At 74.2% G+C, this 13168-nt stretch carries 11 protein-coding genes; 4 read left to right on the forward strand and 7 right to left on the reverse strand.

Annotated elements, in window-relative coordinates; genetic code table 11:
- Nucleotides 1-255: 255 nt before the first annotated feature.
- Entirely contained in the window at nucleotides 256-876 is a 621-nt protein-coding gene (locus tag ACFYUY_RS39765) for a TetR/AcrR family transcriptional regulator (protein WP_387908354.1), read from the reverse strand.
- 61 nt (nucleotides 877-937) lie between these two features.
- Between ACFYUY_RS39765 and ACFYUY_RS39770 the strand changes: the two genes are divergently transcribed.
- The gene (locus tag ACFYUY_RS39770) at nucleotides 938-2158 is read left to right on the forward strand and encodes an amidohydrolase family protein (protein ID WP_387908357.1); all 1221 of its coding nucleotides are present in this window, start codon (nucleotides 938-940) and stop codon (nucleotides 2156-2158) included.
- 55 nt (nucleotides 2159-2213) lie between these two features.
- Here the strand turns inward: ACFYUY_RS39770 and ACFYUY_RS39775 are convergent, their stop codons facing one another.
- From ACFYUY_RS39775 to mmuM, 6 genes are all read right to left on the reverse strand, one after another.
- The gene (locus ACFYUY_RS39775) at nucleotides 2214-2711 is read right to left on the reverse strand and encodes a hypothetical protein (RefSeq protein ID WP_387908360.1); all 498 of its coding nucleotides are present in this window, start codon (nucleotides 2709-2711) and stop codon (nucleotides 2214-2216) included.
- A 278-nt stretch (nucleotides 2712-2989) separates the two neighbouring features.
- Entirely contained in the window at nucleotides 2990-4585 is a 1596-nt protein-coding gene (locus tag ACFYUY_RS39780) for a glycerol-3-phosphate dehydrogenase/oxidase (protein WP_360218688.1), read from the reverse strand.
- A 153-nt stretch (nucleotides 4586-4738) separates the two neighbouring features.
- The gene (gene glpK, locus ACFYUY_RS39785; RefSeq protein ID WP_360218691.1) at nucleotides 4739-6259 is read right to left on the reverse strand and encodes a glycerol kinase GlpK; all 1521 of its coding nucleotides are present in this window, start codon (nucleotides 6257-6259) and stop codon (nucleotides 4739-4741) included.
- Nucleotides 6260-6349: 90 nt separating this feature from the next.
- A complete protein-coding gene (locus tag ACFYUY_RS39790; protein WP_387908364.1) occupies nucleotides 6350-7087 on the reverse strand; it encodes an MIP/aquaporin family protein in 738 nt (245 codons plus the stop codon).
- Between the two features lie 274 nt (nucleotides 7088-7361).
- The gene (locus ACFYUY_RS39795; RefSeq protein ID WP_360218697.1) at nucleotides 7362-8126 is read right to left on the reverse strand and encodes an IclR family transcriptional regulator; all 765 of its coding nucleotides are present in this window, start codon (nucleotides 8124-8126) and stop codon (nucleotides 7362-7364) included.
- A gap of 118 nt (nucleotides 8127-8244) precedes the next feature.
- Nucleotides 8245-9189: a homocysteine S-methyltransferase gene (mmuM, locus tag ACFYUY_RS39800; protein WP_360218700.1), complete on the reverse strand. Its 945-nt coding sequence runs from the start codon at nucleotides 9187-9189 to the stop codon at nucleotides 8245-8247.
- Between the two features lie 159 nt (nucleotides 9190-9348).
- Between mmuM and ACFYUY_RS39805 the strand changes: the two genes are divergently transcribed.
- The 3 genes from ACFYUY_RS39805 to ACFYUY_RS39815 are packed head-to-tail and all read left to right on the forward strand — an operon-like array spanning nucleotide 9349 to nucleotide 12998.
- Complete coding sequence (locus ACFYUY_RS39805; protein ID WP_360218703.1) at nucleotides 9349-10251, forward strand: NUDIX domain-containing protein; 903 nt, start codon at nucleotides 9349-9351, stop codon at nucleotides 10249-10251.
- 34 nt (nucleotides 10252-10285) lie between these two features.
- The gene (locus ACFYUY_RS39810; protein ID WP_360218706.1) at nucleotides 10286-10834 is read left to right on the forward strand and encodes an NUDIX domain-containing protein; all 549 of its coding nucleotides are present in this window, start codon (nucleotides 10286-10288) and stop codon (nucleotides 10832-10834) included.
- A 43-nt stretch (nucleotides 10835-10877) separates the two neighbouring features.
- Complete coding sequence (locus ACFYUY_RS39815) at nucleotides 10878-12998, forward strand: acetoacetate--CoA ligase (protein WP_387908369.1); 2121 nt, start codon at nucleotides 10878-10880, stop codon at nucleotides 12996-12998.
- Nucleotides 12999-13168: the final 170 nt, after the last annotated feature.

Here is a 13168-nt window from a genome sequence, read left to right on the forward strand (position 1 = left end):
AGTCCATGCGGAGCATCGGCGACTGACGAGAAGCCGGCGAGGTGCGTGCCCCGGCGGCGACCGCCTGGCGTGATCCGAAAGACACGCCCTAGGCCCGTCCGCAGGGCCTGTCCGGTGCCCGGCCGTGGGGCCGGGCGCCGGCTCGCGCAGGAAGCGCCGCCCGGGGGCGGCACCCGTACCGTACGGGTGCCGCCCCCGGGCGCGTCGCGGGCCCGGCGTCGCGGTCGGGGCCCGGCGTCGTGGTCCGGGTCCGGCTCAGCCCAGCAGCCCGGCGAGCACGGCCGCCGTCGCGTCCAGCAGGTCGTCGGCCACCGCGCCGCCGGCCGCCGTCCGGGCCAGCAGCCCCTCGCGCGCGGCCAGGATCACGGCGGCGGCCTGCCGGGCGGTGGCGCCGGGCGGCACCAGTTCCGGCAGCGCCCGCTCCAGCACCTCGGCCAGCGCCGCGGAGACGGCGTGGTCGTGCGCGGCGACCTGCTCCGCCAGCCCCTCGCTGCGGGCGGCGACCAGCCGGAACTCCAGGAAGAGCAGGATCCACCCGGTTTCCGCCGGTTCGACCCTCAGCAGCGCCTCGACCAGCACCCGGGCCCGTTCGGCCGGGGTGAGCGCGGCGCGGACGGCGGCCAGTTTCTCCAGTTCGGCCATCCGCTCGGTGGCCTGGTCGTCGAAGAGCGCCAGCAGCAGGTCCTCCTTGCCGGCGAAGTTCGAGTAGAAGGCGCCGCGGGTGTATCCGGCTGCGGCGCAGACGTCCTCGATGCTCGTCCGCGCGAAGCCGACGGTGAGGAAGAGGTCGCCGGCCGCGGCCAGCAGCCGGGCCCGGGTGTGGACGCGGCGGCGGGGCGGCTTGGGGGCGGTGGCATCGACAGGGGGCGGGTTCACAGCAGAACGATACATGGTGTATTCAATACAGGTCGTATTGAAACCGGGGAGGACCACCGCCATGAGCCGACTGCTGATCACCGACGCCCACCTGCTCCACCCCGAGGACGGCACCCGCACCGACCGCGGCTGGCTGGAGGCCGCCGACGGCCGGATCACCGCCACCGGCACCGGGCGACCGCCCGCCGCGGGCGAGGACGTCCGGGTGCTCGACGCCGCCGGTGCCACCGTGCTGCCCGGCCTGATCGACGCGCACGTCCACCTGCTGGTCACCACCCTCGACCTGCACGACGTCGCCAACTGGACCCCCGGCTACGCCACCGTCCGCGCCCTCGCCGAGGCCGAACGCATGCTGCGCCGCGGCTTCACCACCGTCCGCGACGTCGGCGGCGCCGACCACGGCATGGCCCGTGCCCTGGACGAGGGGCTCGCGCTCGGCCCCCGCCTGCTCCACGGCGGCAAGGCGCTCTCCCAGACCGGCGGCCACGGCGACCTGCGCCCGCGCGGGGACGACGCCCTGCCCTGCTGCGAGTCCCGCCCGAACTTCGGGCGGATCGCGGACGGCGTCGACGCCGTCCGCGCCGCGGCCCGGGACGAGTTCCGCAAGGGCGCCCGGCACCTCAAGGTGCTGCTCTCCGGCGGCGTCGCCTCCCCGCACGACGAGATCGCCGCCGTCCAGTACAGCGAGGAGGAGATCCGCGCGGCCGTCGAGGAGGCGGAGAACCACAACCGCTACGTCACCGTGCACGCCTACCACCCGCGCGCGATCGACCGCGCCCTGCGCGCCGGGGTGCGCTGCGTCGAGCACGGCAACCTGCTGGACGACGGCACCGTCGCGCTGCTCCTGGAGAAGGACGCCTACCTGGTGCCCACCCTGGTCGCCTACGAGCAGACCGCACGGCTCGGGGCCCGCTCCGGCCTCCCGCCCGCCTCCCTCGGCAAGCTCGCCGAGGTCCGCGACCAGGGCCTCGCCGCCCTCGAACGCGCCCACCGCGCGGGCGTCAACCTGGTCTACGGCAGTGACCTGCTCGGCCCGCTGCACCCCGCCCAGCTCGAGGAATTCACCCTCCGCGCCCGGGTGCAGCCGGCCGCCGACGTGCTCCGCTCGGCGACCACCACCGCCGCCCGGCTGCTCGGCCTGGAGGGCGAGATCGGCACCCTCGCCCCGGGTGCGCACGCCGACCTGCTCGTCGTGGACGGCGACCCGCTCGCCGACCTCGCCGTCCTCACCCGCCCCGACCGCCACCTGCGCCACGTGATCAAGGCCGGCACGCCCGTCTGACCGAACCGGAAGGGCGGACACCACCCTCGGGGCGTCCCTTGCTGCCCCGGCCCCGCTACCCCAGGACCACCCGCCAGCCGCCCCCGCCGTCCCGCCCCGCCGGCCGGAGCAGCAGCTCCTTGACCTGGCCGGTGTCGTGGAAGGTGAGCACGACGGTCTGCCGCTGCGTCGGGTCGTCCTGGAAGTCGGCGGTGACCGGCCCCTGGGCGCCCCGGCGGTACTCGCGGATCCAGGCGTCCGAGGTGACGCCGGCGTCCCCGCCGTCCGTGGTGCCGAGCTTCGCCAGCCGGTCGCGGGATCCGTCCGCGAGCCGCCACACCACCTGCTGGACCAGGCCCAGCGTCTCGGTGACGGGGTACCCGGTGACCTCCAGGTGCGGGTGGGCGGCGTAGTCGCCCGCGTACTCCAGCTCGGCGTCCGACGGGCCGCCGCACCCGGCCACCAGGGCGGCCGAGAGGACCGCCGCCAGCGCGGCCGCGACCGGCCGTCCCGGGGCCGTCGGCCGGTCCAGGGCGGCCGGATGACGACGAACCCACTCGATCGGGGGATGCATGGGGACTCCTTGACTCGCTCTTGGTCGGAGCGATCCGGAGCATAGGGAAGATCACCGGGGCAGATGATCACGGCAAGTCGGGACGAATCCGCCCAGACCCCGAAGATCCTCCGGGGAACTTGATGCGATCGTGACGGACGGCGCACCCGCCACAGCGGAAGGGCGGACACCCGGGAAACCCCGGAGTGTCCGCCCTTGGCACGGATCCGTCCCGCCCACGCGGTCGGCGCGCTTCGCGAGGCTGCGCCTACTCGCCTCCGCGCTTCGCGAGGCTGCTCCTACTTCGTTCCGCGCTTCGCGAGGAAGGCCTCGACCTCGTCCCGGATCTCCGGCGTGTCCAGCCCGCGCACGGTCATCGTGGTGCGGCGGCGCAGCACGTCGTCCGCCGTGTACGCCCACTCGTTGTCGGCCGCGTAGGCGACCTGCGCCCAGACGTCCGGCCCGTCCTCGTGGATCGGGCGGCCCAGCTCCGGGTTCTCGTCGATCATGCGGGCGATCTCGAAGGAGAGGGTGCCGTAGTGGCTGGCGAGGTGCTTGGCCACCAGCGGCTCCATCCGCGAGCCGGGCTCGCGGTCGATCAGCAGCCGGTGCGCGACGGCGTTCGGCGCACCGACGCCCGGCAGCGGCACGGTCGCGGCGATCGGGGACATGTCCTCGCCGAGCGTGGTGCCCGGCACGTGGGCCAGCTTCTCCAGCACGGTGCGGCCGATGTGCCGGTAGGTGGTCCACTTGCCGCCGGCGACGGAGAGCATGCCGCCCTTGCCCTCGGTGACGACGGTCTCCCGCTTGGCGGCGGCGGTGTCGCCGGGGCCGCCGGGGAGCACCCGCAGGCCGGCGAAGGCGTAGGTGATCAGGTCGCGGTCGAGGTGCTCGTCGCGGATGGCGTGAGCGGCCTCGCCCATGATCTGGTCGATGTCCGCGTCGGTGGCCCGGACGTCCTGCGGGTCGCCGGTGTACTCCTCGTCGGTGGTGCCGAGCAGGACGTGGTCCTCCCACGGGATGGCGAAGGAGACGCGGTACTTGTCGATCGGGATGGTGAGCGCGGCGCGCCACGGCGAGCGGCGCTTGACGACGACGTGGGCGCCCTTGGAGAGGCGGATCGACGGCGCGGCGCCGGCGTCCTCCATCCGGCGCAGGTGGTCGACCCACGGGCCGGTGGCGTTGAGCACCAGGCGGGCGTCGACGCCGAACTCGGTGCCGTCCAGGCGGTCGCGCACCTCGGCGCCGGTGACCCGGCCGCCGGTGAAGCGCAGGCCGGTGACCTCTGCGTGGTTGAGCACCACGGCGCCGGCGTCGACGGCGGCGCGCACGGTCATCACCGCGACGCGCGAGTCGTTCATCTGGTGGTCGCCGTAGACGGCCACCGAGCGCAGGCCCTCGGTGCGCAGCGCGGGCACCTGCTGGGCGGCGTGGGCGGCGGTGGAGACCCGGCCCATGCCGTCGCGGAAGGCGGACAGCGCGGAGTAGAGGAAGACGCCGGCGCCGAGCTTGGGCGCGCTGTGCGGGCCGCCCTTGTAGACCGGCACGAAGAAGGTCAGCGGGTTGACCAGGTGCGGGGCCACGTCGGTGGCGAGCGCGCGGCGCTCCTTGTGGTTCTCGGCGACCAGCTTGACGGCGCCGGTCTGCAGGTAGCGCAGGCCGCCGTGGACGAGCTTGGAGGAGGCGCTGGAGGTGGCGCCGGCGAAGTCGCCGCCGTCGACCATGGCGACCTTCAGTCCGGCCTGGGACGCGGTCCAGGCGACGGCCGTGCCGAGGATGCCGCCCCCGATCACCAGCAGGTCGTAGGTGGCCTTGCCGAGCAGCTCGCGGGTCTCGGCGCGGGAGGCGGTGCGGCCGGCGAAGCGCTCGGCGCCCAGGGTCGGGATGGTTGCCATGGTGGTTGTGTACGGCGCGCGCGGGTCGGGCGGCGCCGTTACTCCTCTCGTGTGCGGTGCGGCCCCTGCGGGAGAGGCCGGTCGGCCCGGTGCGGCGGGCCGGTGAAACGGAACTTGCCGGTCGGGGCCCGGGGGCCCCGACCGGCTCGTCGATCAGTCGGTCTCTTCCTCCTCCACCCAGCCCATGGTGCGCTCCACGGCCTTGAGCCACTTCTTGTACTCGCGCTCCCGGGTGGCCTCGTCCATGCGCGGGGTCCACTCGGCGGCGCGGTGCCAGTTGGCCCGCAGGGTGTCGAGGTCGTTCCAGAAGCCGACGGCGAGACCGGCCGCGTAGGCGGCGCCGAGGGCGGTGGTCTCGGCCACGTACGGGCGCTCGACCGGGGCGTCCAGGACGTCGGCGATGTTCTGCATGAGCAGGTTGTTGCTGGTCATGCCGCCGTCGACCTTGAGGGCGGTGAGCTCGACGCCGGAGTCCTTCTGCATGGCGTCGACGACCTCGCGGGTCTGCCAGGCGGTGGCCTCCAGGACGGCCCGGGCCAGGTGGCCCTTGGTGACGTACCGGGTGAGGCCGGCGATCACACCGCGGGCGTCGGAGCGCCAGTACGGGGCGAACAGGCCGGAGAACGCCGGGACGAAGTAGGCGCCGCCGTTGTCCTCGACGGTGTTGGCGAGGGTCTCGATCTCGGCGGCGGTGGAGATGATGCCGAGCTGGTCGCGCAGCCACTGGACGAGCGAGCCGGTGACGGCGATGGAGCCTTCCAGGGCGTACACCGGGGCCTGGTCGCCGATCCGGTAGCCGACGGTGGTCAGCAGGCCGTGGTACGAGTTGACGATCTTCTCGCCGGTGTTGAGCAGCAGGAAGGTGCCGGTCCCGTAGGTGGACTTGGCCTCGCCCTCGTTGAAGCAGGTCTGGCCGAACAGGGCGGCCTGCTGGTCGCCGAGCGCGGAGGCGACCGGGACGCCGGCCAGGTCGCCGACGGCCTCGCCGTAGACCTCGGCGGAGGAGCGGATCTCCGGCAGGACGGCCATCGGCACGCCCATCGACTCGGCGATGCTCTCGTCCCAGGCCAGGGTCTTGAGGTTCATCAGCATGGTGCGGCTGGCGTTGGTGACGTCGGTGACGTGCTTGCCGCCGTCGACACCACCGGTGAGGTTCCAGATGACCCAGGTGTCCATGGTGCCGAACAGGATGTCGCCGGCCTCGGCGCGCTCGCGCAGGCCCTCGACGTTGTCCAGCAGCCAGCGGATCTTCGGGCCGGCGAAGTAGCTGGCCAGCGGGAGGCCGGTCTCGCGGCGGAAGCGGTCCTGGCCGACGTTGCGGCCGAGCTCGCGGCAGAGGCCCTCGGTGCGGGTGTCCTGCCACACCAGCGCGTTGTGCACCGGCTCGCCGGTGTTCTTGTCCCACAGGACGGTGGTTTCGCGCTGGTTGGTGATGCCGATCGCGCGGATGTCGTCCTTGGTCAGACCGGCCTTCTCCAGCGCGCCGCGGACGACGGACTGCACCCGGGTCCAGATCTCGGCGGCGTCGTGCTCGACGTAGCCGGGCTGCGGGAAGATCTGCCGGTGCTCCTGCTGGTCGACGGAGACGATCCGGCCGTCGGCGCCGAAGATGATGCAGCGGCTGGAGGTGGTGCCCTGGTCGATCGCGGCGATGTAGTTGCCAGTGGAGGTCATGGAGGGTCCTCGGCTCGGGGTTCGGGGGATACGGGGTGGGTGGGCCTGACGCAGGGGTCAGTCCCCGTGCTCGGCGGGTTCGAACCCGGCCTAGAACATCGCGTTGTACAGACCGCCGGCGAGCGCGCCGCCGATCAGCGGGCCGACCACCGGGACCCAGGCGTACGACCAGTCGGAGCCGCCCTTGTTGGGGATCGGCAGCAGGGCGTGCGCGATGCGCGGGCCCAGGTCGCGGGCCGGGTTGATGGCGTAGCCGGTCGGGCCGCCCAGCGAGAGGCCGATGCCGACGACGGTGAAGGCGACCATCAGGGTGCCGGTGCCGGTCTGCGAGAGCCCGGTGTTGGTGCCGATGGTGAGGATCGCGAAGCAGAGCACGAAGGTGCCGATGACCTCGGTGAGCACGTTCTGGACCGGGTTCCGGATCTCGGGACCGGTCGAGAAGATGCCGAGCGTGGGCTCCTGGTTGGCCTGGAACTGGCCGAGGTAGGTGGCCCAGACCAGCACGGCGCCGATGATCGCGCCGAGCATCTGGGAGCCCAGGTAGAGCGGGACCTGGCTCCAGTCGCCGCTCTTGATGGCGAGGGCGATGGTGACGGCCGGGTTGAGGTGCGCGCCGGACTTCGGAGCCGACATGTAGGCGGCGATCAGGACCGCGAAGCCCCAGCCGAAGGTGATCGCCAGCCAGCCGGCGTTGACGGCCTTCGACTTCTTGAGGGTCACAGCGGCGCAGACGCCGCCACCGAGAAGTATCAGGGCGGCGGTGCCGAGGGTTTCGCCGACGAAGACGTCGCCGTTGGAGAACGCGGACACAAAGACTCCCTTGTCCATATGGCCCGGAGGTGCGGGTGGGGGAAGGAGGCCGGGCGATCGCTGTGCGGGTGAGCGCATCGTGGGAGTGATCTTCCCGGCCATCGTTCGACAATGTCGACCGTCATGCGGAAGCTTCCTCCCCAGGTCGGCTCCGCGTCAAGCAGGGGTTACGCAGCTGTGACCCTTGCCTCGAAGTTACCCAGCGGAGCGCCCCGAACCGGGGCAAAACGCCAAGGCGCGGACAGGCCTCCAGCCCGTCCGCGCCTCAGCGTGACGAAAACGCCCCGGGGTGTCAGAACCGCCCGGCGCCCAGATCGCGGGAGATCGCCCGCGCCGCGCTGCGCACCGAGGCCACCAGCGAGGGCTTCACGAAGCCGTCCTCGCAGACCCGCTCCACCGGGCCGCTGATGCACACCGCGCCCACCGGGTTGCGCCGCCGGTCCTGGATCAGCGCGCCGATCGAGGCGACGCCCTCCCAGGTCTCCTCCACCGAGTCCGCCCAGCCGCGTTCCCTGGTCAGCGCGCTCTCGGCGTCCACGTCGGCCGCCTCGGTGAGCGTGCGCAGCGTGTACGGCTGGTACGGCCCGTCGCCCAACTCGCCGCGCGCGACCGGGTCGTAGGCCAGCAGCACCTTGCCCAGCGCGGTGCTGTGCAGCGGCTGCATCGAGCCCACCTCCAGCACCTGCCGGGTGTCGTCCGGCCGGAACACGTGGTGCACGATCAGCACGCCCTGCTGGTGCAGCACCCCCAGGTAGACGGTCTCGCCGGCCGCCCGGGCCAGGTCGTCGGCCCAGACCAGGGCCCGTGCCCGCAGCTCGTGCACGTCCAGGTAGCTCTGCCCCAGCCGCAGCAGCTCGGCGCCCAGCTGGTACTTGCCGCTCTCCGGGTCCTGTTCGACGAACCCCTCCTGCTGCAGCGTGCGCAGGATGCCGTGCGCGGTGCCCTTGGCGAGGTCCAGCGCCGTCGCGACCTCGGACAGGCCCAGACGGCGCTCACCGCCCGCCAGCAGGCGCAAGATGGCGGCGGCCCGGGAGAGCGACTGGATCGGGCCGGGCATGGGTACCTCCGCGCTGACAGGCGGTCGACATTGTCGACCGCAGTGGTGACGGGACGAGTCTGCCAGGCCCTCGGCCGTCCGTGCACCTTCCCCCTCGGTGATCCGCGTCGGATCCCCGTCAACCTGCGGCCCGCGCGCGCTGCGTCCGGAGCACCGCCACCTCCGCCGCCAGCGCGGCGATCCCGTCCGGGCCCACCCGGCAGCAGCCGCCCACCAGCCGGGCCCCGTCCGCCAGCCAGCCCCCCACCCGCGCCGAGCGGAACGTCGGCTCGCCGCGCCAGTCGCGCCCGGCGGCGTCCCACTCCTCCCCGCTGTTCGGGTAGACCACCACCGGCTTCCCGCTCACCCCGGCCGCCAGCGCCACCGCCCGGTCGGCGTCCTGCGGCGTGCAGCAGTTCACCCCCACGGCCAGCACCTCGTCCACCTCCGCCGCCAGCGCGAACGCCTCCTCCAGCGGCTGACCTGCCCTGGTCCGCCCGCCCGCCACGCTGAACGACAGCCAGGCCGGCACCCCCAGCCCGCGCACCACCTCCAGCAGCGCCCGCGCCTCCTCGGCGTCCGGCACCGTCTCCAGCGCCAGCACGTCCGGCCCCGCCGCCGCCAGCACCTCCATCCGCGGCCGGTGGAACGCCACCAGCTCCGCGGTGCTCAACCCGTACCGGCCCCGGTACTCCGAGCCGTCCGCCAGCACCGCCCCGTACGGGCCGACCGAGGCCGCCACCCAGCGCCGCCGGCCGCCCGGCTCGGTCCGGGCCGCCTCCCGGGCCAGCTCCACGCTGCGCGCCAGCAGCCGGGCGGCCTCCGCCCGGCCGGCCCCGCGCCGCGCGAAGCCCTCGAAGCTCGCCTGGTAGCTCGCGGTGATGGCGACCTCGGCCCCGGCCGCGAAGTACGCCCGGTGCGCCGCCACCACCGCCTCCGGCGCGTCCGCCAGCAGCCGGGCCGACCACAGCGCGTCCGACAGGTCGTGCCCGGCCGCCGCCAGCTGGTTCGACAGCCCGCCGTCCAGGACCAGGGGACCGGCCGCGAGCGCCGCGGCGAAGTCCGACGGGGGAGCAGTGGGCACGGCGGCCTCCTCGACGGTCGTTCCTGCTCACAGCCTAGGAGCCGGACGGCCCCGCCGGCCCGGAAAACCATTTGCCGCCCAGGAAAGCAGTCGCTACGTTGTGCTCAGCCAGAGAACGACAGCACCCCGTACGGCGGCGAGCGCGGAGAGGAGCCGGCCATGGCAGCGGACGACGCGTCCACCCAGCCCCCGACCGCGCCCGAGAACGAGCAGGAATGGCTCGCCGCCTACGACCCGCGCGCCTACGCCCCGATCGCGGTCACGGTCGACGTGGTCGCCCTGACCTTGCGCCGGGGCAGCCTGCACGTCCTGCTCGTCCAACGCGGCGCCCCGCCGTACCAGGGCTGCTGGGCCCTGCCCGGCGGCTTCCTGCGCGCCGGGGAGGAGAGCCTGGAGCAGGCCGCCGCCCGCGAGCTCGCCGAGGAGACGGGCCTGCTCGGCGGCTCCGAGGTCGAGGCCGCGCTCTGCCGCGTCCACCTCGAGCAGCTCGGCACCTACGGCGCCCCCGACCGCGACCCGCGCATGCACGTGGTCTCCGTCGCCTACCTCGCCTTCGCCCCCGACCTGCCCGACCCGGAGGCCGGCACCGACGCCGCGGCCGCCGTCTGGCACCCGGTCGCCGGCCTCGACCTGGGCGCCCCGTCCCCGGGCGGACCTCAAGCCGCCGGTGGGCCCGCCGACACCCACGGGGGTGGTGTCGGCGGGCCCACCGGCCCCTCCTCCCGCACGCTCGCCTTCGACCACGCCCGCATCCTGGCCGACGGCCTCGACCGGGTGCGCGCCAAGCTCGAGTACAGCCCGCTCGCCACCGCCTTCCTGCCCCACGACTTCACCATCCCCGACCTGCGCGCCGTCTACGAGGCCGTCTGGGACGAGAAGCTCCACCCCGGCAACTTCCACCGCAAGGTGCTCTCCGTCCCCGGCTTCGTCGAGAGCACCGGCGCCACCACCACCCGCGGCGGCGCCCGTGGCGGCCCCCGCGCCCGCACCTACCACGCGGGCGGCGCCAACCTCCTCCACCCCGCCCTGCTGCGCCCCACCCGTGAGCCCGAGCTCCCCTGACGGTCCGCCACCGGTCGGCCGCTACCATCCGGGCATGACCACCGACGACGCCGCCCAGCCGGTCAACCACCCCTTCTCGCACTGCCACTTCTGCGGCACCGCCTACCCGCCCGGCACCCGTGACTGGCCGCGCACCTGCCCCGGCTGCGCCGAGATCAGCTACCGCAACCCGCTCCCGGTCGCGATCACCGTCCTCCCGGTCACCCGGCCCGAGGCCGACCCCGCCCTCGTCGTCATCCGTCGCACCATCGAACCCGGCTACGGCGAACTCGCCTTCCCCGGCGGCTACGTGGACTTCGGCGAGACCTGGCAGCAGGCCTGCGTCCGCGAGCTCCGCGAGGAGAGCGGCATCCTCGCCGACGCGGCCGACGTCACCCTCTTCTCCACGGCCTCCGATCCGTACGGCCGCTTCGTCTTCCTCTGCGGACTGCTCCCCGCCCGCCCGCTCGCCGAGCTGCCGCCCTCGCACCCCACCGAGGAGACCGACGGCTGGCTGCTCGCCACCCCCGACACCCCGCTGGTCTGGGACTTCCACACCAACGTCTCCCGCTCCTGGTTCGCCGGCCTGCCCAACGCCCTCTGACCGCCCGACGCCCCCGGCCGACCCTGGCGCAGCGGCCGCTCACATGGCATGGTCTGCACCGACAGCCCAACCGGACGGGCCTGCCACAAGCACTCCCGTCCCCACCACCGGCCGGGAGACCACCACCGTGAGCACCCCCACCCAGGACCAGCCGCTCTGGCGCCCGAACCCCGCTCGCGCCGCCGCCACCAGCCTGGTGGCCTTCCAGGCCTGGGCCGCCGAACACCACGGCGCCCCGGCCGCCCCGCTGGCCCCGGCCGACGACGACCAGCAGGCCGCCCAGCGCTACGCGGACCTGCACGCGTGGTCCACGGCCGACCTCGACCGCTTCTGGACCGCGGTCACCCGGTGGTTCGACGTCCGCTTCACCGAGGCCCCCGAGACGGTCCTCGCCGACCCGGCCATGCCCGGCGCCCGCTGGTTCCCCGGCGCCCGCCTCAACTACGCCGAGCACGCCCTGCGCGCCGCCGAGCCCGGCCCCGACGGGGCGAAGTCGCCCGACGCCGACCGCCCGGCCGTCCTGCACCTCGACGAGACCACCGAGCAGCCGACCGTCCTCACCTGGTCCGAGCTGCGCCGCCAGGTCGGCTCGCTGACCGCCGCCCTGCGGGCCCGGGGCGTGCGGCCCGGCGACCGCGTCAGCGCCTACCTGCCGAACGTCCCGCAGGCCGCCGTCGCCCTCCTGGCCACCGCCGCCGTCGGCGCCGTCTGGACCAGCTGCGCCCCCGACTTCGGCGCCCGCAGCGTCCTCGACCGCCTGCAGCAGATCGAGCCCGTCGTCCTGTTCGCCGTCGACGGCTACCACTACGGCGGCAAGGACCACGACCGCACCGAGGTCGTCGCCGAGCTGCGCCGTGAACTCCCCAGCCTGCACACCGTCGTGCACGTCCCGCTGCTCGGCGCCCCGGCCCCCGAGGGCGCGCTGCACTGGGACGACCTGGTCGCCGACGACGTCGAACCGGTCTTCGAGGCCGTCCCGTTCGACCACCCGCTCTGGGTCCTCTACTCCTCCGGCACCACGGGCCTGCCCAAGGCCATCGTCCAGAGCCAGGGCGGCATCCTGCTGGAACACCTCAAGCAGGCCGGCCTCCACCTCGACCTCGGGCCCCGGGACCGCTTCCTCTGGTACACCTCCACCGGCTGGATGATGTGGAACTTCCTGCTGGCCGGCCTCCTGGTCGGGGCCACGATCGTCACCTACGACGGCAGCCCCGGCCACCCCGACACCGGCGCCCTCTGGTCGGTGGCCGCCCGCACCGGCGCCACCGTGCTCGGCACCTCCGCCGCCTACGTGATCGCCAGCCGCAAGGCCGACCTCCACCCCGGCCGCGACCTCGACCTCTCCGCCGTCCGCTGCATCGGCACCACCGGCTCCCCGCTGCCGCCCGACGGCTTCCGCTGGATCTACGACGAGGTCAAGGAGGACGTCTGGCTCGCCTCCGTCAGCGGCGGCACCGACGTCTGCTCCTGCTTCGTCGGCGGCGTCCCCACCCTCCCGGTGTACCTCGGCGAGATCCAGGCCCCCTGCCTGGGCGCCGCGGTCGAGTCCTGGGACGTCCGGGGCGAACCGCTCACCGACGCCGTCGGCGAACTCGTGGTCACCAAGCCGATCCCGTCCATGCCCACCGGCTTCTGGAACGACCCCGAGGGCACCCGGTACCACGACAGCTACTTCGACATGTACCCCGGCATCTGGCGCCACGGCGACTGGATCACCGTCACCTCCCGCGGGACCGTCGTCATCCACGGCCGCTCCGACTCCACGCTCAACCGCCAGGGCGTGCGGATGGGCTCCTCGGACATCTACGAGGTCGTCGAGCGCCTCCCCGAGATCGCCGAGTCCCTGGTCATCGGCCTCGAGGAGCCCGACGGCGGCTACTGGATGCCGCTGTTCGTGGTCCTCGCCCCCGGCGCCGCCCTCGACGACGACCTGATCGGCCGCATCCGGACCTCGCTGCGCACCGAGCTCTCCCCGCGCCACGTCCCGGACGAGGTGATCGCCGTCCGCGGCCTCCCGCACACCCTCACCGGCAAGCGGATCGAGGTCCCGGTCAAGCGCCTGCTCTCCGGCACGCCGCTGGAGCAGGCCGTCAACCCCGGATCCGTCGACAACCTCGACCACCTGCGCTTCTTCGAGCAGCTCGGCCGCGACCGCCGGTCCTGACCCACCCCGGGCGCGGCCGGTCCGCGCCGAGGAACGCCGAGAGGGGCGGCCCCCCCCCGGGGGGGGGGGGGCCCCCCGCGGCGGCCCCCCCCCCGGGGGGGCCCGGGGCCGGCCGGCCCCCCCCGGGGGCCCGCCCGGCCGCCCCCGCCGGGGCGCGGGCCCCCCCCCCG

Source organism: Kitasatospora sp. NPDC004745 (assembly GCF_042873275.1).
Classification (GTDB): Bacteria; Actinomycetota; Actinomycetes; order Streptomycetales; family Streptomycetaceae; genus Kitasatospora.

Bases quoted from the DNA above. Each gene is read 5' to 3' on its own strand.
- ACFYUY_RS39770 (WP_387908357.1), top strand. From the start codon at position 938: ATGAGCCGACTGCTGATCACCGACGCCCACCTGCTCCACCCCGAGGAC.
- ACFYUY_RS39775 (WP_387908360.1), bottom strand. From the start codon at position 2,711: ATGCATCCCCCGATCGAGTGGGTTCGTCGTCATCCGGCCGCCCTGGAC.
- ACFYUY_RS39780 (WP_360218688.1), bottom strand. From the start codon at position 4,585: ATGGCAACCATCCCGACCCTGGGCGCCGAGCGCTTCGCCGGCCGCACC.
- glpK (WP_360218691.1), bottom strand. From the start codon at position 6,259: ATGACCTCCACTGGCAACTACATCGCCGCGATCGACCAGGGCACCACC.
- ACFYUY_RS39790 (WP_387908364.1), bottom strand. From the start codon at position 7,087: ATGGACAAGGGAGTCTTTGTGTCCGCGTTCTCCAACGGCGACGTCTTC.
- ACFYUY_RS39795 (WP_360218697.1), bottom strand. From the start codon at position 8,126: ATGCCCGGCCCGATCCAGTCGCTCTCCCGGGCCGCCGCCATCTTGCGC.
- ACFYUY_RS39805 (WP_360218703.1), top strand. From the start codon at position 9,349: ATGGCAGCGGACGACGCGTCCACCCAGCCCCCGACCGCGCCCGAGAAC.
- ACFYUY_RS39810 (WP_360218706.1), top strand. From the start codon at position 10,286: ATGACCACCGACGACGCCGCCCAGCCGGTCAACCACCCCTTCTCGCAC.
- ACFYUY_RS39815 (WP_387908369.1), top strand. From the start codon at position 10,878: ATGGCATGGTCTGCACCGACAGCCCAACCGGACGGGCCTGCCACAAGC.